Raw genomic sequence first — 23,716 nt, forward strand, 5'->3', positions numbered from 1 at the left:
CATGACCGAGCGGTTGCTCCCCACCCCGTCCCACACCATCGGCCCCTTCTACGGCCACGCGCTGCCCTTTCCCGACGGCGGCCGGGTCGCGCCGCAGGGCCACCCCGAGGCGATCACCCTGCACGGGTACGTGCTCGACGGCGCGGGCGAGGTGATCCCGGACGCCCTCCTGGACTTCTGGCAGGCGGCTCCCGACGGCTCCCTCGAGGGTGCCCCCGGTTCGATGCGCCGCGACCCGTCGACGGGCGGCTTCCTCGGCCGGGGCGGCGTCGACTTCACGGGCTTCGGCCGGGTCGCCACGGACGCCGACGGTCGGTACGCGCTGCACACCCTGCCGCCGGGCAACGCCGGGCTTCCGTACCTCAGCGTGTGTGTGTTCGCGCGCGGTCTGGTGCACCACCTCTTCACCCGCGCGTACCTCGCCGACGGCGCCGACCCGCTGCTCGACTCGCTCCCTGCCGACCGGCGCGCCACGCTGATCGCGGCCGAGGGCGCGAACCGGACGTACCGTTTCGACATCCGCCTTCAGGGCGAAGGCGAAACGGTCTTCCTGGAGTTCCAGTGACAGCTGCCGGCCCGGTCCGTTCCGAGTCCGATGCCGAGGCCGAGGCCGGGCTGCTCGCCCCCGGGTGGGCGGGCTCCCCCGCGGCGTCCGTAACCTCGGACGGCGCGTTTCTGGGGGCGCTCCTCGACGCGGAGGCGGCGCTGACCCGCGCTCAGGCGGGGCTCGGGCTCGCGCCGGACTCGGCGGCGTCGGCGGTGTCCGCCGTGGCCGCGGCGGACCTCGACGTCAGGTCGATCGCGCTGCGCGCCCGAGGCGGCGGCAATCCGGTGATTCCGCTGGTCGCGGATCTGACTGCGGCGGTCGGCAAGGAGTACGGGCCCTACGTCCACCGGGGTGCGACCAGCCAGGACATCCTGGACACGGCGCTGATGCTGGTCGCCCGTCGCACGCTGGACCTGGTCCTGGCGGATCTGGAGCGGACGGCGCGGGCCCTGGGCCGGCTCGCCGCCGCGCACCGGGACACGGTGATGCCGGGGCGGACCCTCACGCAGCACGCCGTACCGACGACCTTCGGGCTGAAGGCGGCGGGGTGGCGGTCGCTCGTGCTGGACGCTCGGGACCGGCTCGCGGGTCTCCGGCTCCCGGCCCAACTGGGCGGCGCCGCCGGGACGTTGGCCGCCTTCGCGGCCTTCGGCGCCGAGGATCCGGGCGCGCTCGTGGCGGCGTACGCAGGTGAACTCGGGCTCGCGGAACCGGCGTTGCCCTGGCACACCCTGCGGACACCGATCGCCGACCTGGCCGGCGGCCTGGCCTTCACGGCCGGGGCCCTCGGCAAGATGGCGGCCGATGTGCTCACCCTCTCCCGCACGGAGATCGCCGAGGTCGCGGAGGGGAGCGGTGGCGGCTCGTCCGCGATGCCGCACAAGGCCAACCCGGTGGCGGCCACCGTGATCGCCGCCTGCGCGCGGCGCGCGCCGGGGCTCGCCGCCACGCTCTACGGGTCGATGGTCGCCGAGGACGAGCGGCCGGCCGGTGCCTGGCACGCCGAGTGGGAGCCGTTGCGCGAACTGCTGAGGCTGGTCGCGGGCGCCGCCCACAACGCCGCCGAGCTGGTCGAAGGGCTTCGGGTGAACGCGGACGCCATGCGCGATCACCTCGCTCTCACCCATGGGTTGATCGTCTCCGAGCGCCTGGCCGTCGAACTCGCTCCGGTGCTCGGGCGGGCCCGCGCCAAGGAGCTGCTGAGCCGGGCCGCCGAGCGGGCCGTGGCGAAGAACCGGCCCCTCGTGGACGTACTCGGCGAGGAGCCGGAGCTCAAGGAGCTCGACCTCGTGGAACTCACCGACCCCACCCGCTACACGGGCTCCGCGGGAGCCCTCACCGACCGTGCTCTGGAGCGAACGTGACCCGCACCCTGCTCAACCACCTCACCGAGGGCCCCGAGACCGCTCCCCCCTTGCTCCTCGGGCCCTCGCTCGGCACCTCCCACGCCCTGTGGGACAAGGTCGCGCCCGAACTGTCCGCCGGTCACCGGGTGGTTCGCTGGGATCTGCCGGGGCACGGAGGGTCGGCGCCGGACCTGATCGGGCCGGGAGCCACCGTCGGCGACCTCGCCGCCCTGGTCCTCGGCCTCGCCGACTCGCTCGGCATCGAACGCTTCGCCTACGCGGGCGTCTCGCTCGGCGGCGCGGTCGGTCTGCACCTCGCAGTCCACCACCCGGAGCGTGTGTCGTCCCTCGCCGTCATCTGCTCGTCGGCGCACTTCAACGGCTCCAAGCCGTGGGAGGAGCGTGCGGAGCTGGTACGCGGGGAGGGGCTGGCCGCGCTCGCCGAGAACGCGAACTCCCGTTGGTTCACGCCCGGTTTCACCGTGCAGCGGTTGATCGAGGACCACCGGAACGCGGACCCGGAGGCGTACGCCGCCTGCTGTGACGCGCTCGCCGCCTTCGACCTGCGCGAGCGGCTCCCCGAGATCTCCGTGCCCACCCTGCTGATCGCGGGCCGCCAGGACCCGGCGACGCCGCCCGCCCATCTGCGGGAGATCGCGGACGCGGTGGCGAGCGCCACGCTCGTCGAGCTTCCGGGAGCCTCGCACCTGGCGCCCGCGCAGTGTCCCGCGGCGGTCCTGACGGCGCTGCGGGCCCACTTCGACGGGGGCGCCAAGCGGGGCATGGAGGTGCGGCGCGAGGTGCTGGGCGACGCCCATGTGGACCGGGCACAGGCCCGGCAGACCCCCTTCACCGCCCGCTTCCAGGACTTCATCTCGCGCTACGCCTGGGGCGAGATCTGGACCGACCCGACGCTCTCACGCCGCGAGCGCAGCATGATCACCCTGACCGCGCTGGTCGCACATGGTCACTACGACGAGCTGGCCATGCACGTCCGGGCGGCGCGCCGCAACGGGCTGACCCCGGAGGAGATCGGCGCCGTACTGCTGCAGACGGCCGTGTACTGCGGTGTCCCGGCGGCGAACTCGGCGTTCGCGACGGCTCAGCGGGTGCTCGCCGAGGAGGAGGGCGACGACAGCACAGGGTGACCCTGCCGGTCCGCTCCGGCCACCTCGTCCTCGCGCACGGCCTGGCGGCTACCTCAGCCCTCGCCCTGTCGCCAGGACCTCCTCCGCCCTCGCCACCAGCCCGTCCGCCCCGCACGAGCGCGCCAGCGTCAGGCCCTTGCCGAGCTCCGAGACCGAGCGCGCCGCGATGCCGTACTCGACGCGGGCCGCCGCGTGTTCGTACTGGCAGGGCGAGGCCTCCAGGTAGGTGACGGCCTGGGCGGCCAGGCGTACCGCACGCTGGCCCGATTCGAGGGCCGCCGCGCAGCGCAGTGCCTCACCGATCGCGGTGTCCGTGCCGAAGCGCTCGGCCTGGCGGCGGGCGTCGGTGGCCAGTGCGGCGGCGCGGGCCGGGTCGTCGGAGGCGAGCGCGCGGGCGAGGTCGAGCGCCCAGGGTCCCATCACCGTGTTGTGGTGGCCGCGCGCGGCGGCGGCCTTCTCGGCGGCCTCGAGTTCGTTGATGCCGTCCTTGACGCGGCCGACGGCGAGCAGCAGCCGTCCGCGTACGGAACGGGTGTCGGGCAGCACGATGGTGGACGGGTACGGCGGTGCGAAGCCGTACTGCTCGGCGATCGCCCAGGCCTCCTGGACGTCCCCGCGGGCGAGCAGTGTGTCGACGAGGCCGCAGGTGGCAGACCAGTACAGGGGCAGCCCGCGCCCGACCCGCTCGGCGATGCGCAGCGACTCGCGCAGGGTGGTCTCGGCGTCCCTGAGGCGGCCTCGCCTGCGGTGGGCGAGACCGAGGAAGGCGTGCGCCAGGGCGAGGTGGCCGCCGCTCCATCCGGCGCTCGTGTAGGAGCGCAGCGCCTCGGAGAAGAGGCTCTCGGCGCGGTCGAGCCGGTCCGCGTAGGCGTACGAGCTGCCCAGCATCATGAGGAGTTCGATGCCCCACTCGGTGTCGGTCCAGCCGAGTCCGGGCGCGAGGCGGCCGTTGACGAGGGCGCGGTCGCAGAGTTCCACGACCTCCTCCGCGCTCTCGCCGCGGGTCATCGCGTCGAAGCCGCGCAGTATCAGCAGGGCGCGCTCGGAGTTGTCGCGTCCGGTGCAGGTCTTGACGAGTTCGGCGAGGCTTCGTGAGCGTCCCGGAACGTGGTCCTCGCCCGCGTGGATGCCCTCCCACATGTAGTGGACGGCCTGAAGCCGCATCCGGGTGGGGCCCGCGTCGAGCCGGGCGGCCTCCGCGTCGACCGTGCGGACGGCCTCGTCCAGCTGGTCGTTGTGGACCAGGGCCTGGGAGAGGCGGAAGACGGCGTCCACCCGCAGATCGCCGTCGAGGCCGGGCTGGTCGAGCGCGGTGCGCAGATGGCTGATCGTGGTGGCGGGAGCGGTCAGGAGAGTGGCGCAGCCCAGTTCGTAGAGCACACGCGCGTGGACCTCCGGAAGCGGGGGTTCCGCCAGGGCGCGCTCCAGGCAGCGCCTGGCCGCGTCGGGCGCGCCGACGGCGAGGTGTTCGCGGGCGGCCTCGCGCATCTGCTCGACGAGTTCGGGGTCGTCGTCCGGGTGTACTTCGAGGAGGTGGCGGGAGGCGGCAGCGGCTCCGCGCCCCGATTCGGTGACCGCCCAGGCGGCCTGGCCGTGCATCGCGGTGCGCAGCGCGTCGGGGATCGAGCGGTAGACGGCGCTGGCGATGAGGGGGTGCACGAACTCCAGGTCACCGCCGGCCAGTTCGCTGCTCGCGGGTTCGGTCGCGGTGAGGATGCGGGCCGCGCCGAGCAGTTCGGCGCAGCGCACGGCCTCGTCGCGCTGCATCCCGGCGAGCTGGGCGGCGAGGTCGAGGGAGATCCCGGTGCCGAGGATCGCGGCCGCCCAGGCGAAGCGGGTGGCGTCGATGCCGAGTCCTTCGAGGCGGGCGACGAGTCCGCGACCGCGTGCCGAGCGGTTCAGGGCGCGCAGTTCGGCGGCGGAGGCCTCGACCGGTTCCAGCTCGCTGTCCTGCACCTTGGCGAGCAGTTCGACGGTCTCGTACGGGTTGCCGCCGGTGACCGCCCACACCTCGCGGCAGAACGGGGCGTCCGCGTGCTCCCCGAGCGTGGCGCGCGTCAGTCCGGCGGTGGCGTCGGGCGTCAGCGCGCTGAGCGTGAGGACCGGTCGGGCCGCGGCGGCGACGGCCTCCAGCTGGCGGGCCCGCTCACCGCTGACGTCACCCGGCCTGCGGGCGACCACGACGAGGACGGGCAGGTCGTCGAGACGCTCGGCGAACGCGACCAGCCACTGCAGCGTCTCCTGATCGGCCCAGTGCGCGTCGTCGAGGATCAGGACGAGGGGCCACTCGCGCTTGGCCAGCCGCCGCACCGCCGCGACCAGTCCGTCGCACACGCCCTGCGGGTCGGCCTGGCGCTCGCCCGGTTCGGCGATGCCGAGCGCGGGTCCGGCGATGTCGTACCAGTCGCCCAGGTATTCGCGGGCCTCTTCGGGCATCAGCGAGACCATGGCGGGCTGGAGGAGCTGCCGTATGACGTTGAAGGGAACGGAGGTGACGGTCTCGCCGCCGCGAGCCGACCACACCGTGCAGCCGTGGGCCTCCGCGATCCGACGCGCCTCGGCGAGCAGCGCGGTCTTGCCGATGCCCGCCTCGCCGCTGAACACCAGCAGACTGCCGGAGGACGAGGCGTCCGCGCGCAGGGCCTTGACGGCCTCCACCACGTCGGCGATCTCCGCCTCGCGCTCCCACAGGGAGGACGAGGCGGCCGGTCCCGGCCGTGCCTCCGTCATGCCGCTACCTCCCCAGGTCGCCCGTACGACGTACAGACATCGAGCCTAGCCGTCCGGAAGCCGATGTGGAGGCGGGTCGGCGCTCCTGTTGCCGAGACGGGTGACGGGAGGTGTCCGCAGGCGACGCGATGGGGCGCCGACCAGCCGTGGTGAAAGTTATCGACAGTCAAAAACCCTCAAAATGGCGCTAATTTTCCAAGGAACAGCGAGAAGGAACAGCGAGGAGGAGGGACCCATGAGCGACGCCCGCGTGCACGACTCCGTCCCGCACACCGCCGGTCCCCCGCGCCCGCGGCGCGGGGCTCTGCTGGCGGGTTCGGTCGGCAACTTCGTCGAGTGGTACGAGTTCGGGGTCTACGGCTACTTCGCGACCGTCATCGCGGCCCGGTTCTTCACCCCGGAGGGCGGCAGCGAGACCGAGGGGCTGGTGAGGACGTACGCGTCCTTCGCGCTTGCGTTCTTCTTCCGGCCGGTGGGCGCGGCGCTGTTCGGACGGCTGGGCGACCGGATCGGGCGCCGCCCGGTGCTGATCCTGGTGATCGCGCTGATGACGGGCGCCACGACGCTCATCGGCGTGCTGCCGACCTACGCCACGGTCGGTGCCCTCGCGCCGTGGCTGCTGACCTTCCTCCGGGTGGTCCAAGGGCTGTCCGCGGGCGGGGAGTTCGGGGGCGCGGTCTCGGTCATGACGGAGTTCGCACCGCCGGGCAGGCGGGGGCTGTACGGGTCGTGGCAGTCGTTCACGGTGGCGCTGGGGCTGCTCGGTGGTGCGGGTGTCGCGGCGCTGTTGGCGACGGTGCTCAGCGAGGGGCAGTTGAGCGACTGGGGCTGGCGGCTGCCGTTCCTGCTGACGCTTCCGCTGGGGCTGGTCGCGCTGCGGCTGCGGCTGCGATTGGAGGAGACGCCGGCCTTCCGGCACGAGGGGAAACGGGAGCGCCCGCCCGGGCGCGAGGTCGCGCGGGCCGTCGTCCTCGGAGCGGGGCGCGTGATGGGCTGGTCGGCGGCCGGATACACCTTCCTGGTCGTGCTCCCCTCGTACCTCCAGAACACCCTCCACGCCGGCTTCCGGCAGGCGCTGCTCGCCACGATCCTCGCCAACCTCGGCTTCGCGGCCACGATCGTCCCGGCGGGCCTGCTCAGCGACCGGATCGGGCGGCGCCCCGTGCTGCTCACCGGCGCCGTCCTGGTCGTGGTCCTTTCCATCCCACTGCTCAACCTCCTCCAGGACACGGGGACTTCGAACGCGGTGAAGGGTGTCGCCGTGTGCGGGGCGGGTGCCGTCGTCGGGTTGATGGCGGGACCGGGGCCCGCCATGCTCTCCGAGATGTTCCCCACGAGCGTCCGCCACACCGGCCTGGGACTCGCCTACGCCCTGTCCAATGCCGTGTTCTCGGGCTGCGCGGGCCTCATCATCACCGAGACGATGAAGCGGACCGGAAGCGTGGACATCCCCGCGTACTACGCGGCGGCGACGTGCGCCGTCAGCGCGCTCGCCCTGGCCACGCTCCCCGACAACCGAGGGAGTTGAGCACGTGCGGGTGATCGGCCTGATGTCCGGGACGTCGTACGACGCGATCGACGCGGCGGCGGCCGAACTGACCCTCGAAGGTGAGGACCTCACTCTGCGGCCGCTCGGGATGGTCGGTGAGCCGTACGACGGCGCACTGCGCGAGGCGCTCGCGGCGGCGCTGCCCCCGGCGGCCACCACGCTGGCCGAGGTGTGCCGCCTGGATACCCTGATCGGGCAGGCGTTCGCCGCGGCGGCGGTCCGGGCCGACCGTGAACTGTGCGACGGCGGAGCCGAGTTGGTCGCCTCGCACGGGCAGACCGTCTACCACTGGGTCGAGGACGGGCGGGCGCGCGGCACGCTCCAGCTCGGTCAGCCCGCCTGGATCGCCGAGGCGACCGGGCTGCCGGTGGTCGCCGACTTCCGCCCCAGGGACATCGCGGCCGGCGGTCAGGGCGCGCCCCTGGTGAGCCTGGTCGACCTGCTGTGGCTGCGCGGCAGGGCGGGGACTCCGGTGGCGCTGAACCTCGGCGGCATCGCCAACCTCACCGCGCCGGACGGCACCGCCTTCGACTCCGGGCCCGGCTGCGCCCTCGTCGACGCGGCCGTGCGGGGACTGACCGGGGGACGTCTGCACTACGACGTGGACGGCGCCCTCGCCGCCCGCGGCACCGTGCACGAACCGTTGCTGGACCGGCTGCTCGCGGAGCCGTACTACGCGCTGCCCGCGCCCAAGACCACCGGCAAGGAGCTCTTCCACCTCGGCCATCTGCGCGACGCGCTGACGGGGTTCGGCACGCTCACCGCCGAGGACGTCATCGCGACCCTCACCCGGCTCACCGCCCGTACGGTCGCCGACGCGGTGCGCTCGGTGGGTGCCACGGAGGTGATCGCCTCCGGCGGCGGCACCCGCAATCCGGCACTCATGGCGATGCTGGGAGTGGAGTTGCCGGGAGTGCCCGTACGCACGTCCGACGCTCTGGGCCTGCCGGCGGCAGCCAAGGAGGCGTACGCCTTCGCCGTGCTGGGTTTCCTGACCGTGCACGGCCTCACGGGCACCGATCCGGTGAGCACCGGGGCCCGGCATCCGAGTGTGCTCGGCTCGATCACGCCGGGGCGCGGCGGGCTGCGGCTGCCGCCGAGGGCGGGAGCGGCGCCGGTGCGACTGGTCCTGGCATGACATCCGCTGGTCTTGGCGCGACATCCGCTGGTCTTGGCGTGACGCCCGCCGGTCGTCGTGACGAGGCACCCGGCGGCGCTTTCGAGGCGTTCTTGAAACGAATCTTCCGGATCCCTCTCATCCGCCTTTCACCCACGGCTCATACGGTGGGTCCATGACGCAGGTGACTCCTCCCGGTTGGTATCCCGACCCGGGGCAGACAAGTGACAGTCCCGCCACCGAACGCTGGTGGGACGGCAAGACATGGACGGACCAGACCCGCCCCCTCGGGTCCGCCGCCGCATGGGGTCCCCCGACGCACCCGCCGGCCGCCGGACCGTATCCGGCGCTCGCTCCGGGCGCCCCGCGGCGCGGACTGCGTACCGGCATAGCCGTCGCCGCCGCGATCGCGGTCCTCGCGGGCATCGGGGGCGGGGTGTACGCCCTGACCAAGAGCGACGGCAACGACGGGAACAGCGCCACTTCCCAGGCCCCCGGCGGGCAGAACGGCGGCCAGGGCGGATTCGGCGGCCAGGGCGGCGGCAACGGGGGCCTCGAGGGCGGACCGGGCGGCGGCTCCGGGGGCTCGGGCGGTTCCGGGGGCCAGACCCCGGCACCGGGCCAGTCCGGGCAGCCGCAGCTCGAGGACGGCTACGCCACCGACCTGATCAGCGGCATCAGCGTGCCGGTGCCCGACAACTGGACCGGCGGGAGCACCACGACGGGTGCCGTGCTGTCGACCAAGGACACCTACAAGTGCCCCGGCGACACCTCGAAGGACTGCCAGCGGGGCGGCGCGTACTCGGCAACCGCCGCAGCACAGAAACTGAAGTCCACCACGGCGGAGGCGGCGGCCAAGGAGGACATCTCCAAGAACGCCACCGAGTCGTACGGCAAGGGCTACGGCACGATCACCTCGCACACGGAGCTCGCCTCCAAGGCGGTCACCGTGGCCGGCGAGAAGGGCTATCTGGTCCGCTGGAAGGTCGTCACCAGCAAGGGTGACGACGGCTACGTCGAGTCGCTCGTCTTCCCGTCCCCCGCCGACTCCAAGTCACTGATCGTCGTCCGCTTCGGCATCGACGTCAGCTCCAAGGCGCCCAAGGAGTCCGTGATCGACGACATCACCAAGGGCATCAAGGTGGCGTCGGGAGTGAGCGGCAACGGGCAGAACGTCTAGCCCGTACATCCGTCCCCCGGACATGGATCGGCCGGGTGGGGTGCCCCTCCGCTCAAGAGGAACCCCACCCGGCCGGGGGTGCGCGCCGCCCCCGTCCCCACGGTGCGGCGCGTGCAGGCCGACGTCCGGTCATCCCGCGGACGGCGACCTGAGTCTCAGGTCAGGCCGAGGGCCGGAATCACGACGGCCTCGACGAATTGTGTGAGATACGCCGCATCGGCGTTCCGCCCTTCCAGCACGGGACGAACCCGCACCACACCGAAGAGCTGCGCCGGGATGAACTCCAGCGCCGGGTGGTCCGCGGCGACCTCACCGCGGGCGACCCCGCGGGCGAGGATCTCCTTGACCGCGTTGATCTCGGGCTCGACGAGCGCGTCGCGCAGCGCCTCCTGCAGTTCCTTGTCCTGGAACACGGCGTGGCCCAGCGCCTGGTGCAGCTGACTGTCACGGCCCGACCAGTTCCCCGCGGCCCGCGCCATCGCGCGCAGGTCCCCGGCGAGCGTGCCGGTGTCGATGCCCGAGAAGCGCGGACAGCTGTTGGCGCGCAGGGCGGCGGCCACGAACTGCGGCTTCGTCTTCCACTGGCGATAGAGCGTGGACTTGCTGCACCGGGTGCTCGCGGCCACGCCCTCCATGGTGAGCGAGTCATAGCCGCACTCGCGGATCTGCTCGAGCACGGCGTCGTAGAACTCCTGCTCACGCTCAGGCGTGATCTTGGAGCGGCGCGAGGCGACGACCGTCTCCGGTCCGTCCGCGGCCTGCGACGTCATGGCTCATCTCCTCGCTCGGGTGGGTGGCTCGCCTGGTGTTCCGCTTCTCACAGTGTATATCGATACGCCACTGTACCGGTACGGGTCCGTATCGGTACAGTGGCGTATCGGTACACGTTCGTATCGGTACACTTCCGTATCGATGAGCCTTGGACAGGACCCACTCCGCTGTCGAGTGAATCTCGAGTGATCGAGTGGATTCTGTCCTGGGCTCACCGCGCACCACCCCAAGCAACACCGTCAGCAAAGGGGCCGGGGGATGGAATCCCGAACCGAGCCTGCGGAAGCAGAACCAGAGCCGGCCGCGGCGATACGGCGGCCGTCGCCGCACAGCACCGCGGCACGGCCGCCTCTCGTACGTGAGCTCCTGCTCGTCGTAGGACTCTTCGTCGTCTACAAGGTCGGCAGGCAGGTGGCCGACGGCCACACCGCCGAGGCCTTCCGCAACGCGAACCGCGTGTGGGACTGGGAGCGGACGCTCCACCTGCCGGGCGAAGGCTCCGTACAGGGCGCGCTGCTGCACAGCGACACCCTGGTGCACCTCGCGAACACCTACTACGCGACCGTGCACTTCCCGGCCACCGTGGCCTTCCTGGTCTGGATGTACCTGCGGCGCCCGGTCCACTACGTGTGGGCCCGCCGGGTCCTGGCCGCGGTCACCGCCGCCGCCCTCGCGCTGCACCTCACCTTCCCGCTCGCCCCGCCCCGGCTGCTGGCCGCCGCGGGCCTGGTGGACACCGGACAGGTGTACGGGCCCACGGTCTACGGGGCGCACCCGGCGACCGACGAGATGGCGAACCAGTTCGCGGCGATGCCCTCGCTGCACTTCGGCTGGGCCCTGATGGTGGCGATCGGCCTGATCGCCGCGACCCGCTCCCGCCTGCGCTGGCTGTGGCTGCTGCATCCGCTGCTCACCCTGCTGGTGATCGTCGGTACGGCGAACCACTACTGGCTCGACGCGATCGTGGCAACGGCGCTGCTCGGCGTCGCGCTGGCCGTGATCCGGCTGCCGCGCGGGGCCGGGGCGACCGAGGCGCACGGCCTGGTCGCCGCCGACGAGGCGTATGACGAAGCCGACGGCGACGCCGGGAATTCCGGCGGGGCCGGCGGTGCTGGCGAAAAGGAATCCGTACCGCAGCTCGTGGGGGCAAGACGATGAACGCCACACTCGCCGCCGTGGTCCTCTCACTCTTCTCGGCCGTGGCCTACGCCGCCGCGGCCGTGGCCCAGGAGCGACTGGCCTCCCGGACGACCGACTCGGGCATGCTGCGGCTGCTGGGCAGCGGGGCCTGGTGGTGGACCGTCGTACTGAACGCCTCCGCCGCGCTGCTGCACGTCGCCGCGCTGAAGTACGGCACGCTCACGCTCGTACAGCCGCTCGGCGCGCTCACGCTGGTGGCCGCGGTGCCGCTCGGCGCACGGGTCGCCGGACGGCGGGTCAGCGCGGTCGAGTGGCGCGGTACCGCGCTCACCCTGATCGGACTGTCCGCGCTGCTGGTCACGGCGTCCGGGCCCGCGCCCGACGACGTTCTGAGCGTGCCGCAGGCGCTGGGCGTGGCCGCCGCGACGGCCGCCCTGATCGGCATGCTGTCGCGGCCCGGCACCCGGCCGGGGCTGCGGCACGCGACCGCCTCCGGGTTCGCCTCGGGTGTCGCCTCCGCTCTCACGCAGACGGTGACCGTGGCCGTGACGGACCGCTCCGGCCCGTTGCTCAGCGCCCAGGTGATCGTGGTGGCCCTGCTCGTCGCCGCCTTCGCGGCGGGCGGACTGCTCCTGTCGCAGACCGCCTACCGGGGTGGTCTCGGCGCCCCGCTCGCCGTCGTGACGCTGGCCAACCCGGTCGCCGCCGCGGCGATAGGCCTCTTCCTGCTCGGGGAGCAGTTGCAGGGCGGCCCGGCCGGCCTGCTGCTGGCGGCCATGGGCGCGGGCGTGGCGGCGTGGGGTGTGGTGACGCTGTCCCGCTCGGTGCCGGAACCTGCGCTGCCGGAACCCCTGGTGGACGCCGAGGACGAGCACCCCGTCGCCGCGGTGCTGGCGCTCGAGCCCGGATCGGCGGCGTACGAACCCTCGTTGCTGCCGAAGCAGCCCGGCTCGGGTCAGCTGACGCCCCTCTAGGGCTCCCGCAGGGCTCTTGGGAGGCTCCAGGAGAGGGCTCTTGGGAAGCTCCAGGAGCGCGCACGACAAAGAAACGCACAGACAAGAAGGGTGGCCGCGGAGAGTTCCGCGGCCACCCTTCTTGTTGTGCGTCGGTTCAGCCCAGCCCGCGGGAGTCCTGCTTGAGCGCCGTGTCGACGGTGAGCGCCGTCGCGACGACGAGGCTCAGCAGGGGCTCGGGAAGCTGGTAGTGGATCTGAAGGACGTAGTTGTCCGCCGTGGTGAACATCGTCTTGGCGAGGCCTTCCCAGGTCTTGGTGATCCGGGCGACCTCGTTGTCCGTGTGGTCGACGATGGCGAAGTTCCAGGCGCGCCAGTTCTCCGCCTTGATCGCGCCGACCTGCTGGCCGTTGACGTTGATCGCGAAGTTGATCTTCCCGATCATGTTCTGCTGCACGATCTCGCCGACCGGCTGTCCGTCCGGACGCTCCACGACCACCCGCGACTTGATGAACTTCGCGGGACGCGTGAGCCGCAGCACCGGCTGCCCGTAGGCGTCACGGATCTCCAGCTTGTGCGTCATGTACTGGTCGAGGCTGGAGACGAAGCGGAGCGCCTTCTTCAGACCGCTCTGACCGACCTCGACGACCGCACCGAGCTGGTTGCCCTGCTGGTCCATGACCTTGTACTCGTTGGTCAGCTCGATCAGCTTGGCCTTCTGGTTCACCACCAGGACCGGCTCGGTGAACAGGGTGCCACCGCCGGCACCGCCACCCGCGACACCCGCCTGCTGGTGCACCTGCTGCTGCACGCGAGGGTCGGGACCGGCCGCCGGCTGTCCGTACGGCTGCTGGGCCTGCTGCGGAACCGTCTGACCCGCCGGGGCCGCCTGGTCCGCATTGGTGTGCTCGGTCCATTGCGAGCCGTCCCAGTAACGCAACGTCTGGGGCGCACCGTGCGGATCCGGGTACCAACCTGCAGGAGTGTTCGAATGCGTGGTCACCGGGGCACACTACCGTGAGTTGGCCGGAAATTGACCAGAGCCGAGATATCCATCAGAGGGTGACGATCGCCGGGTCGCTCACACCCGCGTGACCGTTCTCGACATGTCCGGCGAACCGCCGCAGGAACCCCGCGTCCGCCGTGGACACGACGGTCAGGTCGTACCAGCGCCGGCTCGCCCGCAGGTCCACCGTGTGCCGCACGGTCGCGCCCGCCCGCACCTTGAACGAACTCGGGCGCCCTCCGTAGGCATGGGTGAGCTTGAGCTCGACCGTGCCGGAGCCCTTGTTGGTGAAGGTCAGCTCCACGTTCTCGCCGACGTGGCGCGCGGTGACCTCGGGTCCCGCGGTCTTGCCAGGGCCCTTGAAGACGCGCAGGAAGCCGTTGGGACCGTGCACCGTCAGGTCGTACGAGCCGCCGGAGTACGCCGAGTTCCAGGTGTCGGAGACGGTCTTGCCGGCCTCGGTGGTGTACGTCCAGGGGCCGTCGGTGCGGTTGCCGGAGGTGACGAAGAAGGCCGCGCCGGCCTTGGCGCCCGAACCGAAGGTGAGCGTGAACTTCCCGGCCGCCGCGTCCGCCGAACCGTCCACGAGGGGCGCGTACCTGAGCGGGCGGGCCGGGCGCGAGCCGCGCTCCTGCCGGGGCAGCACGGGGTTCGCGGGCGGGGTCGGCACGTAGTCGGGGTGCCGGTCGTGGTCCGGCGGCTGGTAGCCGTCGGTGTCCGGCAGCGCGACCGGCTTGGTGTCCTTGCACGAGAAGTCGAAGGCGGCGGTGAGGTCGCCGCTGATCGCACGCCGCCAGGGCGAGATGTTGGGCTCGTGCACGCCGAAGCGGCGCTCCATGAACCGGATGATCGAGGTGTGGTCGAGGGTCTCGGAGCAGACGAACCCGCCCTTGCTCCAGGGCGAGACGACGAGCATCGGCACCCGCTGGCCGAGTCCGTACGGTCCGGCGGCACGGCCGGCGTCGCCCTTGTAGAGGTCAGGGCCGACGTCGACCGTGGACTTGCCCTGCGCGTCCGACTGGGGCGGGAACGGCGGCACGAGGTGGTCGAAGAAGCCGTCGTTCTCGTCGTAGGTGATGAACAGGGCCGTCTTCGCCCACACCTCGGGGTTGGACGTCAGCGCGTCCAGGACCTGGGCGATGTACCAAGCGCCGTAGTTCGCGGGCCAGTTGGGGTGCTCGGTGAACGCCTCGGGCGCGACGATCCACGAGATCTTGGGCAGCTTCCTGCCCTTGACGTCGGCCTTCAGCTGGTCGAAGAAGCCCTCGCCCTTGCGGGCGTCGGTGCCGGTGCGGGCCTTGTCGTAGAGCGGGTCGCCGGGCTTGGCGCCCCGGTACTGGTTGAAGTACAGCAGCGAGTTGTCGCCGTAGTTGCCGCGGTAGGCGTCCGGGATCCAGCCCCAGGAGCCGTTCGCGTCGAGGCCGTCACCGACGTCCTGGTAGATCTTCCAGGAGACCCCGGCCGCCTCCAGCCGCTCCGGGTACGTCGTCCAGTCGTAGCCCACCTCGTCGTTGCCGAGGACCGGGCCGCCGCCCTTGCCGTCGTTGCCCGTGTAACCCGTCCACATGTAGTAGCGGTTCGGGTCGGTGGAGCCGATGAACGAGCAGTGGTACGCGTCGCAGATGGTGAACGCGTCGGCGAGCGCGTAGTGGAACGGTATGTCCTCGCGCGTCAGGTACGCCATCGTCGTCGACGACTTGGCGGGCACCCACTTGTCGTACTTGCCCGCGTTGAACGCGGTGTGCCCGTCGCTCCAGCCGTGCGGGAGGTCCTGGATGAACTGCAGGCCCAGGTTGTCGGCGGCGGGCCGGAAGGGCAGCACCTCCTTGGTGCCGTCCGACTGGTGCCAGACCGACTTGCCGCTGGGCAGCGTGGACGGGCGGGGGTCACCGAAACCGCGGACGCCTCTGAGCGAGCCGAAGTAGTGGTCGAAGGACCGGTTCTCCTGCATCAGCACGACGATGTGCTCGACGTCGTCGATCGTGCCGGACCCGTGGTGCGCGGGCAGGGCGGCGGCGCGCTCGATGCTGTTCGACAGCGCGGTGAACGCCGCGGTACCACCGGCGAGTTGGAGGAAGCGGCGTCGGTTCACTTGAGGCATGACTGGGTGACCTCTTGTCCTGACGTGGTGCTGTGGATGGGACCTGCGCGGGGGGAGTGTTCCAAGAGGAACGAATGTCGGGGAAGACCCCGTGGCGTTGGTGTGACGCACAGGGGTCTGCGGTGCGAACACCAGAGCGCGTGCCGTCCGCGCCGATGCGCGGTCTCAGGCGCCCTTGCGGAGCAGGACGGCCCCGGTCACGGATTCAGGCACCCTTTCGGTCCGAGACGGCCCGAGTGACGGATTCACGCACCCTTGCGGAGCAGGGCGGTGATCTCCAGGCCGGTTTCCCGGTCCAGCCTGCCCGGGCAGTCCACGCCCAGCGCGAGGGCCAGGTCGCGGCCGTGGAGGTCCACCGCGGACTCGACGAGCTCGGCGAAGGCGTCCATCGCCGACCGGCCCCGGCGCGCTCCGATCATCGCCAGGCCCAGCGCGATCAGGGCGGACGGCCACCACCAGACGGCGACCAGCAGGTACGGCAGGCTCCAGGCGGCGAGGCGGACGGCAGCGTCGTAGACCTCCCGCGCGGTGCGCAGCTCGGTCCGGGTGTCGGCGGACAGGACGAGCCAGAGCCGGGACCAGGCCGAGTCGAGGTCGAGCCGGTAGGCCTGGTGGACGCGCAGGTCGAGGGCGCGGACGCGATCGCCGGTCCAGCAGGCGTGGGCGGGCTCCACCAGGGAGATCCGGTTGCGTACCGCGGCGAGTCGCGCGAGCTCGCGGACCGTGCCGGGGCCGAGGGGCGGCCCCTGCTCGACGGCTCGCGCGTCCACCCGCGCGTAGGCGTCCTCGGCCGCCCGCCACCTCCCCCGCCGACGCTCGGTCAGCCGCGCCCCGAGCGGCCGTAGCGGTGGGGGCCAGTCCCCCGTCCAGAGCCGCTCCACCGCCCCGCCGAGCGCCTGGGCGAGGAGGCCGAGCCCGGCCGAGGCGATCACCGTCGCGGAGGCCGCCAGCACCACACCGCCGGTCGACCGGCTCGCCGGATGCCCGGCCAGCTCGTCGAGCGCGCGGGTGACCCGGCCGACGTCGTACCAGTGCGCCTGGCCCAGCAGCCGCCCCGCCCCGGCGACCGCGAGGAACAGCAGCCCCGAGGGGACGAGGTGGGTGAGCCAGCGCGCGGCCAGGTTCTTGCCCAACTCGGCGAGCACGGCGTTCATGACAGCCTGCGGCGGCGCATCGGCTCGCCGTACAGACGGCAGGTCTCGGGCACCGGTTGGTTCCGGGCCGGGGCCCGGCGGTCACAGCGGTCCTCCGGGCAGACGTACGCCTCCACCACCGGGTGCCCTTCCACGGCGGCCGGCAGCCCGCCGATGCCCGCGCCCCGGGTGAACGCGCGCAATCCGGTCGCCACCCCGCAGCGGCGCAGGAGTCGGTGGAGCGCGGCCTGTGGACCCGCCGGGTCGTCGCTCCCCCGCAGCGCCCCGAGGATCTCCTCCAACTCCGGCCGGCGCTCGGCCGGCACAAAGCCCCTGATCTCGTCCAGCCGGGCGCAGATGTCCGACCGCACCGCCCTCGACCCGCCGTCCCCGTCGCCGCCGCTGTCGCCGGTGCGGATTTCCGCCATCCTTGCAACCTCCTTACATGGCAACCGAGTTGAGAGGATACTGGGCGATCACCGACGGTCACGGGGGGTGATGCCGATGTTCTGGCGTCGACGCACGCGGGCACGAAGAGCGGAGCAGGACGGATCGGACGGACCGCGGTTCACGTTCCGGGCGATGCCGTCGGAGGCCGAGCTGCGCCGGGCGGCCGAGACGGGCTCCCCGCAGGCGCTGAACCAGTACGGCGTCAAGCTGCGGCTCGACGGGCGCCTCGAGGAGGCCGTCGAGGTACTCACCGAGGCGGCGGAACAGGGCAGCCAGGACGCCACCGCCAATCTCGCCCTGACCCTGCTCTCACTGGGGCGCGACGACGAGGCCGCCGCATGGTTCGACCGGAACGGGCCGATGGGCGCGCTGATGGCCCGGCGCATCCGCGAGAAACGCGACGAGCGTGACGCTCCGGGATCTCCTGGGCAGCACGGTTCCTGATGTCCGCCCCGTACGACCTGTTCGGCGCACCCGGGTACGAGCAGTTGCTCGCGGTGCTCGGCGCCGCCGAGGAGTCGCACACCCGGTACGAGCGCACCGGCCGGCTCCCGGACCTGGAACGGGCCCTGGTCCTCTTCGACGCCGTGCTCGACAGGACGCAGAACATCGACCTCCGCAGCGCCGCCATGAACGGGGTCGGCACATCCCTGTGGTCCCGCTACGAACGGTTCGGCGAACCGGCCGACCTGGACGGGGCCATCACCCTGTTCCGCGAGGCCCTGGCCCCGTACGGGGCGGAGGTCACCGTCGCCACGCCCTCCTATTGGACGAACCTCTCCGGCGCGCTGCGGCTGCGGTGGCTGCGGACGCACGACGCCCGGGACCTGACCGCCTCCGTCGACGCGATCCGAACAGCCCTCGACTCGACGCCGCCCGTAGGCGCGCGCCGCTCCAACCGTCTGGACAGCCTGGGTGACGCGCTGCTGAGCCTCTATCACCTGCACGGCGACTCCGCCGCGCTCGCGGAGGCCGTCGGAACCTTCCGGGCGGCGGTGGCCTGCGCCGCGCCGGGCACGGAGGAGCAGACCTGGGCCCGCTCCAACCTCGCCGAGGCGCTGCGTCTGCATCACCACCAGTCCCCCGACGGCGCCCCGGAGGCGCTCGACGAGGCGGCTCTGCTGGCGCGGGCGGTCCTCGCCGCAGTCCCGCGGCGCCATCGGCTGTATCCGCGGTTCCTGTCGAACCTCGCCTCGATCCTGGCCGAGCGCCATCAGGCCCGGGCGGACACCGCCGACCTGCGCGAGGCAGCCCGGGCCGCCCGCCGTGCGGTCGCCGCGACGCCGGCGGGACATCCCAACCTGGTGCAGCGCAACGCGGTGCTTGCGACCGTACGACGTCTGGAACTCATCGGCGCGGCAGATGTCGACGCGCCCGCGCCCAGGGTTCTCGACGGCGGCGGACGCCGTTCGACGCGCCGCGAACGGCGGGCCGTGCGCGCATGGGTCCGGGCCACCGCCGAGGCGTACGCCACCACTCCCGAAGGACACGCGCTGCGCGGGCTCGCCCTGCTGAACCACGGTTCCGCCCTGGGCACGCAGGCGGTGACCGAGGGCGATCCGCACGCCCTCGCGGCGGCGATCGACCTGCACCGCAAGGCCGCGTCCGACCCGACCATGGACGTCAGCGTCCGGGTGGGCTGCGCGCACCTGTGGGCACTGAGCCTCATCGGCGGCGGCGAGGGCCGCTCGCCCGACAACCACGCCGCGGCCATGGAGCCGTTCCGGCTCGCGGTCGAACTGCTGCCGCGCACGGCGTCGTACCGCATCGGACGCATGGACCGCGCACGCCGGTTGGGCAGGTTCGCGGGTCTCGCGCAGGACGCGGCGGCCTGCGCGCTGGAGCTGGCCGACCCCGAACTCGCGCTGCGGCTCCTGGAGCAGGGTCGTGGCGTGCTGCTCGCCCAAGCCCTCGACGCCCGCACGGACACCACGGACCTGCTGAGCCGTCTGCCGGACGAACTCGCCGCCGAGTACGCCCGGTTGATCCCCCAGCTGGACCGCCCCGAAGCCGCCGCCTTCATCTCGTCCGGACCGGCCGGGACCGGTGCTGGCCACCCGGCCCCCGGCACCCCGCTGGCGGGCGAGGACCGGCACGCCCTGGCCGAGCGGTGGGACCGGCTCGTGGCGGCGATCCGACGCGAGCCGGGCTTCGGGGACTTCCTGCGGCTCCCCCGCACCGCCGAGATGCTCGCCGGACTCGGTGACGAGGGCCCGGTGGTGATGGTCAACGTCAGCCCGCTGCGCTGCGACGCGCTCGTCCTGCGCGAGGGACGGGTGCGGTGCGTACCGCTGACGGGGCTCAGCCATGCGGAGGTGGTCCGCCGGGCCGACGCCTTCCTCGTCGCCGTCCGTACGGCGGGCGACGCCGGCCAGCCCTTGTCTCGCCAGCGTGACGCCCAGTCCGAGATCCGGGAGACGCTCGCCTGGCTGTGGACGGCGGTGGTCGAACCGGTCCTGGACGCGCTCGGGATCCGCGCCGACGACGAGCCCGGCGGGGAGTCCCCGGGACGGATGTGGTGGATCCCCACCGGCCCCTTGACCGCCCTGCCCCTGCACGCGGCCGGGCGCCACGAGAACGACCGGGACAACCTGCTCGACCGTGCCGTCAGTTCGTACGCCCCGACCGTCAACAGCCTCGTCCACGCCCGGCGCCGCCAGACCGCACGAGCGGACCGGCGGCCGACCGCCCCCACGGCCCCGCTGGTGGTCGCCGTGCCGGCGCCGCCGGGCGCGGGGCTCGTGCCGCTGGAGGGCGCGCGGGCGGAGGCTGCCCTGCTGGCCGCGCGACCGGGCGCCCGTCTGCTCCTGGACGAGCAGGCGGTACGCCGGACCGTGCTCGACGCGCTCCCCCACCACCCCTGGGTGCACTTCGCCTGCCACGCCGTCGCCGCCGACGACGCGGCCGCGACCGGCCAGGTCCTGCTGCACGACCACGACACGGCCCCGCTCACCCTCACCGACATCGCCCGGCTCCGGCTCCCGGCCGCGGAGCTGGCGTACCTCTCGGCGTGCGAGACCACCCGCGGCCGCGGCGAGTACGCCGACGAGGCGCTGCACATCACCGGCGCCTTCCACATGGCCGGCTTCACCCACGTCATCGGCACCCTCTGGGCCGTCGACGACGAGACCTCCCGCGAACTGGCCGACCACTTCTACTCGGCCTTCGCGCCCCGACACCCCTTCCCCAGTCGGACGGCGTACGCCCTGCACACCGCGGTACGCGCCCTCCGCGACGCCGACGAGGGCTACCGCCTGAACCCGAGCCTGTGGGCGCCGTACATCCATGTGGGGCCGTAGGCGCATCGGCCTGAAGCACACGTATGCCGGTCACCGCCGCCCGGCTGCCTACGCGGCGAGCCTGCCCGGCGAGGGCTGCGGGGTGGCGCCGGCGCCCATGGCGGGCATGCGCCGCTCCTCCTGGTGCGTGCCCGGGCGCCCGGCGGCCGCCCATGCGGCGTACTCCTGGCGGACGTAGGGGCGGCCGCTGAGGTCGAGCGTGATCGCATCGGGGTGGTGCGGGCCGGCCACCAGGCCGGGATGGCGGCGGTCGTACAGCACGAGTTGCTCGGCGGTTTGCGCGGCGGCGCCGACCGGGCCGGGGCCCTCCAGGGCCATCCGGTCCATGAGAGCAGCCCTACGCAGCAGCCAGGCGCGTTCGGCGGCCGTCGCGTCGAGCGGCGGGCCGGTGACGGTCCGGACTCGGCGGCCGTCGCGTTCGGCCCCGAGGGCGAGCACCTGATGCATCTCGCGACGCAGGTCGGGGGCGTTCGCGTACGCCTCGTGCGGAGGCGGTGCGTCGATGGCCTCGGCGGTCTTCGGGGTGACCCTCATGCTCACACCTCCGCCCGTGCACCAAGGCCGCAGCGTTTGCAGAGCACCGTGGCATGGTCGGGGTCGCCGTGGTCGAGGACCGGCAGGTTTGCCGGGGAGGGCACGAGTACCTGCGCCGGGCCCGGGCAGCGATCGACGGGGCACGGCTTGTGGGTCGCGAAGGCCCAACCGGCGGAGGCATCGGGTGATCCGGGGCCGGTCATGCCGAGCACCTCAGGCAGGCGCGGACTTCGCGGCCGCTGCCCGTCTGGTGGACCTCGGTGGACTGTGCGAGGTACTGGACGATGCCGGTGCCGCGGCCGTGTTCGTCCGGGGCGATGTCGGGGCGAAGGTGCTCCACGGCCATTCCGGAGTCACTGACCACGATGTGCAATGTGCCGTGGTCGAGGACGAGCAGCAGGGTCATGCGCTCGCGCCCGTACTGGGCGGCGTTGGCGGCGAGTTCGTCGACGATGAGAACGGCTGAGTCCCGTTCGCTCGCGGGCACGCTCCAGGTCTCCAGCAGATCGGCCGCGAAGTGACGAACGGCGGAGACGTGCACCTCCTGCGCGGGCAGAGTGAGCAGCGCCTGGTGACTGCAGTGCCGGGTGGGCGGCGAGCTCGGGCGGGGGGAATCGGTTACAAACATGATCATCTGGCTCTTCCGTGGATGTGCGGAGACCGGAAAATGGAGGACCGCCAACGACTTCGAGGGGCGGTCGGTAGGCCGGATCCTGCAGGGGAGCGCTCATTCAGTTCCACGGACGGCGCATGCCGAACGGTTCGGGATATTCCCGCCTTTTGCTCAACTTCTTGCGCGTCAGGTCAATGCCGACGGCCGGGCCGAGTTCACTCGCCTCCGCAGGAGCGCGGTGCCGAATCCGGCGAGCAGGGGCACCGGCAGCACCTCGGCCAGACCCCCTTTTGAAGCCCAGGGCGCTGTCACCCACACACGCAGCCGACGCGCCTTTCCTCCGGGCGCACCGTGAGGAGTCGGCCGGATACGCCGGGAGCCCGCCCGACGCATCGTCGGGCGGGCTCCCGGCCCCTCACGCCTGCATCGTGACCAGCTTCTGACCGTTGCCGGCGACGATCTCAAAGTGCTCGATGGCTCCCGGAGACATGGCAACCGCTCCGGGGATCGTGGTGCCGGGAGGGTACTGGCCCGCCCGCCAGGTAGCGCCGTCCGCCCTGGCCCCGCCCGGCCCGACCGCCTGCAGCCGGCAGGTGATTCCGGCGGGCGCCCCCTTGGCGGAGACCAGCAGGACACTGCCCCAGGCGGTGGGCGAGACCTTGACCGAGGCGGTGACGCCGGTGACGGGGTCGCTTCCGGCGAAGGTGCGGAAGGCAGTCGGCGCGGTCGGCCCGGGCTGCGTCGCCAGGCTACCCACCGTTCCGGTAGTCGCCAGCCATGTGCCGCCGACCGCTGCCGCGATGAACGTCAGGGAGGCGGCGGCGCCGGCCAGTTGCAGACGCCAGGTCCTGCGGCGCCGGGCCGCGGCCTGCTGGAGCAGCCTCTCCAGCACACCCGCCTGCGGCGCCGCGGGCGGGGTGGGCGGTACAGGCGAGGAGCCCTGAGCGCTCTGTGCTGCCCGCGCCACCAGCCGGTCGGCCAGGTCTTCGTCGGCCACCGGCACGGTCCGGCCCGCAGCTTCGGCTTCGGTCACCGTCGCCATCAGCGCGGGCAGTCCCGCCAGCTGGGCGTGTTCCGCCTGGCACTCGGCGCATCCCGCGAGGTGGGCGCGCGCTTGTTCCATTTCCGCCGGGGGCAGCGTGCCCAGGACGTACCCTCCCAGCGCCAGCCTGAGGGCGTCGTGCTCCGCGCTCATGCTCATGGTCGCCACCTCCTGCATGTCACGGTCATGGCTCGATGCCCCGTTCCAGCAGCGCCAGCCGCAGGGCGTGCAGGGCGTAGTACGTCCGCGACTTCACGGTGCCCAGCGGGATGCCCAGCACCCGGGCGGCCTCCGCCATGGTGCGGCCCCGGTAGTAGGTCTCCAGCAGGATCGCGCGATGGTCCGGGGACAGCGTCCGGATGGCATCGGCCACCGCCCAGCTCTGCAGAACCTGCTCGATCTCGTCCTCGCCCGGTGCCTGCTCGGCTGCTCGCTCCAGCGCCTCGCCGCCGACCTCGGCCGGTCTGGCCTGCCGGGCCCGGTGGGCGTCGATGACCAGGCGCCGGGCCACCGTGCACAGCCAGGCCCGGGCCGGGCCGCGTGCCGGGTCGAACGCGGCGGGATGCTGCCACGCTCGCAGCAGCGTCTCCTGCACGACATCCTCCGCCCATTGCCAGTCTCCTGAGGTCAGCCGCAGCACGTAGTGGAACAGGGGCCCTGCGTGCTCCGCGTACAGAGTGCGCAAGAGTTCCTCGTCTGCGGTCGAAAGAGTCCCTTTACCAGAGACACGGTGCGCGGAGTCATCCGGATCGGTCCTTTGATCACGTTTTCGAGAACTCCAGGGCATAAGCCGATCATCGCGCATATGTATTGCTTTGTCCCGTAACGCACGGCGTGGCACCGGTGGCACTCCGCGAGCACTACGGGCGGCACGCTCCTGCCGCGTCCGACGCGACCACCAGGACCACGCGAGCGGGGCGCCCGGACTGACCGATCTTCGGCGATCGCCAAGAAGCGTCATAAAATGTACATATCTACCGAACCAAGCGCCCCCGCCGCCCGTGAAGCCATACAAGAGCCGATTTACGCGGCGCACCCACTCAGGGCGCCGGCCACA

The 23,716-nt window shown here is 72.5% G+C and carries 20 protein-coding genes; 10 read left to right on the forward strand and 10 right to left on the reverse strand.

The genetic code is table 11. The annotated features are described in order from the left end of the window. Position 1: 1 nt before the first annotated feature. The 3 genes from pcaG to pcaDC are packed head-to-tail and all read left to right on the forward strand — an operon-like array spanning position 2 to position 3,041. On the forward strand, positions 2 to 565 hold the full coding sequence (gene pcaG / locus AQJ27_RS03655) for a protocatechuate 3,4-dioxygenase subunit alpha (protein ID WP_067361464.1): 564 nt from the start codon (positions 2 to 4) through the stop codon (positions 563 to 565). Beyond that, complete coding sequence (gene pcaB, locus AQJ27_RS03660) at positions 562 to 1,911, forward strand: 3-carboxy-cis,cis-muconate cycloisomerase (RefSeq protein ID WP_067361466.1); 1,350 nt, start codon at positions 562 to 564, stop codon at positions 1,909 to 1,911. The genes pcaG and pcaB overlap by 4 nt, the downstream gene beginning before the upstream one ends. Beyond that, complete coding sequence (pcaDC, locus tag AQJ27_RS03665) at positions 1,908 to 3,041, forward strand: bifunctional 3-oxoadipate enol-lactonase/4-carboxymuconolactone decarboxylase PcaDC (RefSeq protein WP_067361468.1); 1,134 nt, start codon at positions 1,908 to 1,910, stop codon at positions 3,039 to 3,041. The genes pcaB and pcaDC overlap by 4 nt, the downstream gene beginning before the upstream one ends. Positions 3,042 to 3,089: 48 nt before the next feature. Here the strand turns inward: pcaDC and AQJ27_RS03670 are convergent, their stop codons facing one another. Next, entirely contained in the window at positions 3,090 to 5,771 is a 2,682-nt protein-coding gene (locus AQJ27_RS03670; protein WP_067361469.1) for an ATP-binding protein, read from the reverse strand. A gap of 235 nt (positions 5,772 to 6,006) precedes the next feature. On the opposite strand from AQJ27_RS03670, the gene AQJ27_RS03675 reads away from it, so the two are divergent. From AQJ27_RS03675 to AQJ27_RS03685, 3 genes are all read left to right on the forward strand, one after another. Continuing rightward, entirely contained in the window at positions 6,007 to 7,299 is a 1,293-nt protein-coding gene (locus AQJ27_RS03675; protein WP_067361471.1) for an MFS transporter, read from the forward strand. A gap of 4 nt (positions 7,300 to 7,303) precedes the next feature. Continuing rightward, the gene (locus AQJ27_RS03680) at positions 7,304 to 8,458 is read left to right on the forward strand and encodes an anhydro-N-acetylmuramic acid kinase (RefSeq protein ID WP_067361473.1); all 1,155 of its coding nucleotides are present in this window, start codon (positions 7,304 to 7,306) and stop codon (positions 8,456 to 8,458) included. A 154-nt stretch (positions 8,459 to 8,612) separates the two neighbouring features. Further along, positions 8,613 to 9,617, forward strand: a complete 1,005-nt coding sequence (locus AQJ27_RS03685) for a DUF2510 domain-containing protein (RefSeq protein WP_067361476.1) — start codon at positions 8,613 to 8,615, stop codon at positions 9,615 to 9,617. A gap of 155 nt (positions 9,618 to 9,772) precedes the next feature. Here AQJ27_RS03685 and AQJ27_RS03690 read toward each other — a convergent pair whose 3' ends face one another. After that, complete coding sequence (locus AQJ27_RS03690) at positions 9,773 to 10,387, reverse strand: TetR/AcrR family transcriptional regulator (protein WP_067361479.1); 615 nt, start codon at positions 10,385 to 10,387, stop codon at positions 9,773 to 9,775. 259 nt (positions 10,388 to 10,646) lie between these two features. Here AQJ27_RS03690 and AQJ27_RS03695 point away from each other — a divergent pair, with 259 nt between their 5' ends. Both AQJ27_RS03695 and AQJ27_RS03700 read left to right on the forward strand, forming a co-directional pair. Further along, complete coding sequence (locus AQJ27_RS03695; protein ID WP_079064756.1) at positions 10,647 to 11,546, forward strand: phosphatase PAP2 family protein; 900 nt, start codon at positions 10,647 to 10,649, stop codon at positions 11,544 to 11,546. After that, positions 11,543 to 12,502, forward strand: a complete 960-nt coding sequence (locus AQJ27_RS03700; protein ID WP_067361484.1) for a DMT family transporter — start codon at positions 11,543 to 11,545, stop codon at positions 12,500 to 12,502. Before AQJ27_RS03695 ends, AQJ27_RS03700 begins: the two co-directional genes overlap by 4 nt. A 136-nt stretch (positions 12,503 to 12,638) precedes the next feature. On the opposite strand, the gene AQJ27_RS03705 is transcribed toward AQJ27_RS03700, so the two are convergent. From AQJ27_RS03705 to AQJ27_RS03720, 4 genes are all read right to left on the reverse strand, one after another. Further along, positions 12,639 to 13,484: an LURP-one-related family protein gene (locus AQJ27_RS03705; protein ID WP_067361490.1), complete on the reverse strand. Its 846-nt coding sequence runs from the start codon at positions 13,482 to 13,484 to the stop codon at positions 12,639 to 12,641. 52 nt (positions 13,485 to 13,536) lie between these two features. After that, positions 13,537 to 15,588, reverse strand: a complete 2,052-nt coding sequence (locus AQJ27_RS03710) for a phosphocholine-specific phospholipase C (RefSeq protein ID WP_067361492.1) — start codon at positions 15,586 to 15,588, stop codon at positions 13,537 to 13,539. 245 nt (positions 15,589 to 15,833) lie between these two features. Next, entirely contained in the window at positions 15,834 to 16,742 is a 909-nt protein-coding gene (locus AQJ27_RS03715; RefSeq protein ID WP_067361494.1) for a hypothetical protein, read from the reverse strand. Then, entirely contained in the window at positions 16,739 to 17,149 is a 411-nt protein-coding gene (locus AQJ27_RS03720) for a hypothetical protein (RefSeq protein WP_067361495.1), read from the reverse strand. The genes AQJ27_RS03715 and AQJ27_RS03720 overlap by 4 nt, the downstream gene beginning before the upstream one ends. A gap of 154 nt (positions 17,150 to 17,303) precedes the next feature. Between AQJ27_RS03720 and AQJ27_RS03725 the strand changes: the two genes are divergently transcribed. Beyond that, on the forward strand, positions 17,304 to 17,615 hold the full coding sequence (locus AQJ27_RS03725; protein WP_099944492.1) for a hypothetical protein: 312 nt from the start codon (positions 17,304 to 17,306) through the stop codon (positions 17,613 to 17,615). Further along, on the forward strand, positions 17,615 to 20,470 hold the full coding sequence (locus AQJ27_RS03730; RefSeq protein ID WP_067361498.1) for a CHAT domain-containing protein: 2,856 nt from the start codon (positions 17,615 to 17,617) through the stop codon (positions 20,468 to 20,470). Before AQJ27_RS03725 ends, AQJ27_RS03730 begins: the two co-directional genes overlap by 1 nt. 48 nt (positions 20,471 to 20,518) lie before the next feature. Here AQJ27_RS03730 and AQJ27_RS03735 read toward each other — a convergent pair whose 3' ends face one another. The 4 genes from AQJ27_RS03735 to AQJ27_RS03750 form a co-directional block, all read right to left on the reverse strand. Then, a complete protein-coding gene (locus AQJ27_RS03735) occupies positions 20,519 to 21,004 on the reverse strand; it encodes a hypothetical protein (protein WP_235613398.1) in 486 nt (161 codons plus the stop codon). Positions 21,005 to 21,203: 199 nt separating this feature from the next. Continuing rightward, positions 21,204 to 21,638 (reverse strand): ATP-binding protein, encoded by a 435-nt coding sequence (locus tag AQJ27_RS03740; RefSeq protein ID WP_235613397.1) that lies wholly within the window; start codon positions 21,636 to 21,638, stop codon positions 21,204 to 21,206. Between the two features lie 394 nt (positions 21,639 to 22,032). Beyond that, complete coding sequence (locus tag AQJ27_RS60115) at positions 22,033 to 22,818, reverse strand: anti-sigma factor family protein (protein ID WP_235613396.1); 786 nt, start codon at positions 22,816 to 22,818, stop codon at positions 22,033 to 22,035. A gap of 25 nt (positions 22,819 to 22,843) precedes the next feature. Beyond that, the gene (locus AQJ27_RS03750; protein WP_079064758.1) at positions 22,844 to 23,446 is read right to left on the reverse strand and encodes a sigma-70 family RNA polymerase sigma factor; all 603 of its coding nucleotides are present in this window, start codon (positions 23,444 to 23,446) and stop codon (positions 22,844 to 22,846) included. Positions 23,447 to 23,716 lie beyond the last annotated feature (270 nt).

Origin of the sequence: Streptomyces olivochromogenes (assembly GCF_001514115.1) — a bacterium.
Taxonomy (GTDB): domain Bacteria; phylum Actinomycetota; class Actinomycetes; order Streptomycetales; family Streptomycetaceae; genus Streptomyces; species Streptomyces olivochromogenes.

Coding starts and splice junctions, on each gene's coding strand:
- pcaG (WP_067361464.1), top strand. CDS start 2: ATGACCGAGCGGTTGCTCCCCACCCCGTCCCACACCATCGGCCCCTTC.
- AQJ27_RS03670 (WP_067361469.1), bottom strand. CDS start 5,771: ATGACGGAGGCACGGCCGGGACCGGCCGCCTCGTCCTCCCTGTGGGAG.
- AQJ27_RS03675 (WP_067361471.1), top strand. CDS start 6,007: ATGAGCGACGCCCGCGTGCACGACTCCGTCCCGCACACCGCCGGTCCC.
- AQJ27_RS03685 (WP_067361476.1), top strand. CDS start 8,613: ATGACGCAGGTGACTCCTCCCGGTTGGTATCCCGACCCGGGGCAGACA.
- AQJ27_RS03690 (WP_067361479.1), bottom strand. CDS start 10,387: ATGACGTCGCAGGCCGCGGACGGACCGGAGACGGTCGTCGCCTCGCGC.
- AQJ27_RS03695 (WP_079064756.1), top strand. CDS start 10,647: ATGGAATCCCGAACCGAGCCTGCGGAAGCAGAACCAGAGCCGGCCGCG.
- AQJ27_RS03700 (WP_067361484.1), top strand. CDS start 11,543: ATGAACGCCACACTCGCCGCCGTGGTCCTCTCACTCTTCTCGGCCGTG.
- AQJ27_RS03710 (WP_067361492.1), bottom strand. CDS start 15,588: ATGCCTCAAGTGAACCGACGCCGCTTCCTCCAACTCGCCGGTGGTACC.
- AQJ27_RS03715 (WP_067361494.1), bottom strand. CDS start 16,742: ATGAACGCCGTGCTCGCCGAGTTGGGCAAGAACCTGGCCGCGCGCTGG.
- AQJ27_RS03720 (WP_067361495.1), bottom strand. CDS start 17,149: ATGGCGGAAATCCGCACCGGCGACAGCGGCGGCGACGGGGACGGCGGG.
- AQJ27_RS03725 (WP_099944492.1), top strand. CDS start 17,304: ATGCCGTCGGAGGCCGAGCTGCGCCGGGCGGCCGAGACGGGCTCCCCG.
- AQJ27_RS03730 (WP_067361498.1), top strand. CDS start 17,615: ATGTCCGCCCCGTACGACCTGTTCGGCGCACCCGGGTACGAGCAGTTG.
- AQJ27_RS03735 (WP_235613398.1), bottom strand. CDS start 21,004: ATGAGGGTCACCCCGAAGACCGCCGAGGCCATCGACGCACCGCCTCCG.
- AQJ27_RS03740 (WP_235613397.1), bottom strand. CDS start 21,638: ATGATCATGTTTGTAACCGATTCCCCCCGCCCGAGCTCGCCGCCCACC.
- AQJ27_RS60115 (WP_235613396.1), bottom strand. CDS start 22,818: ATGAGCATGAGCGCGGAGCACGACGCCCTCAGGCTGGCGCTGGGAGGG.
- AQJ27_RS03750 (WP_079064758.1), bottom strand. CDS start 23,446: ATGCCCTGGAGTTCTCGAAAACGTGATCAAAGGACCGATCCGGATGAC.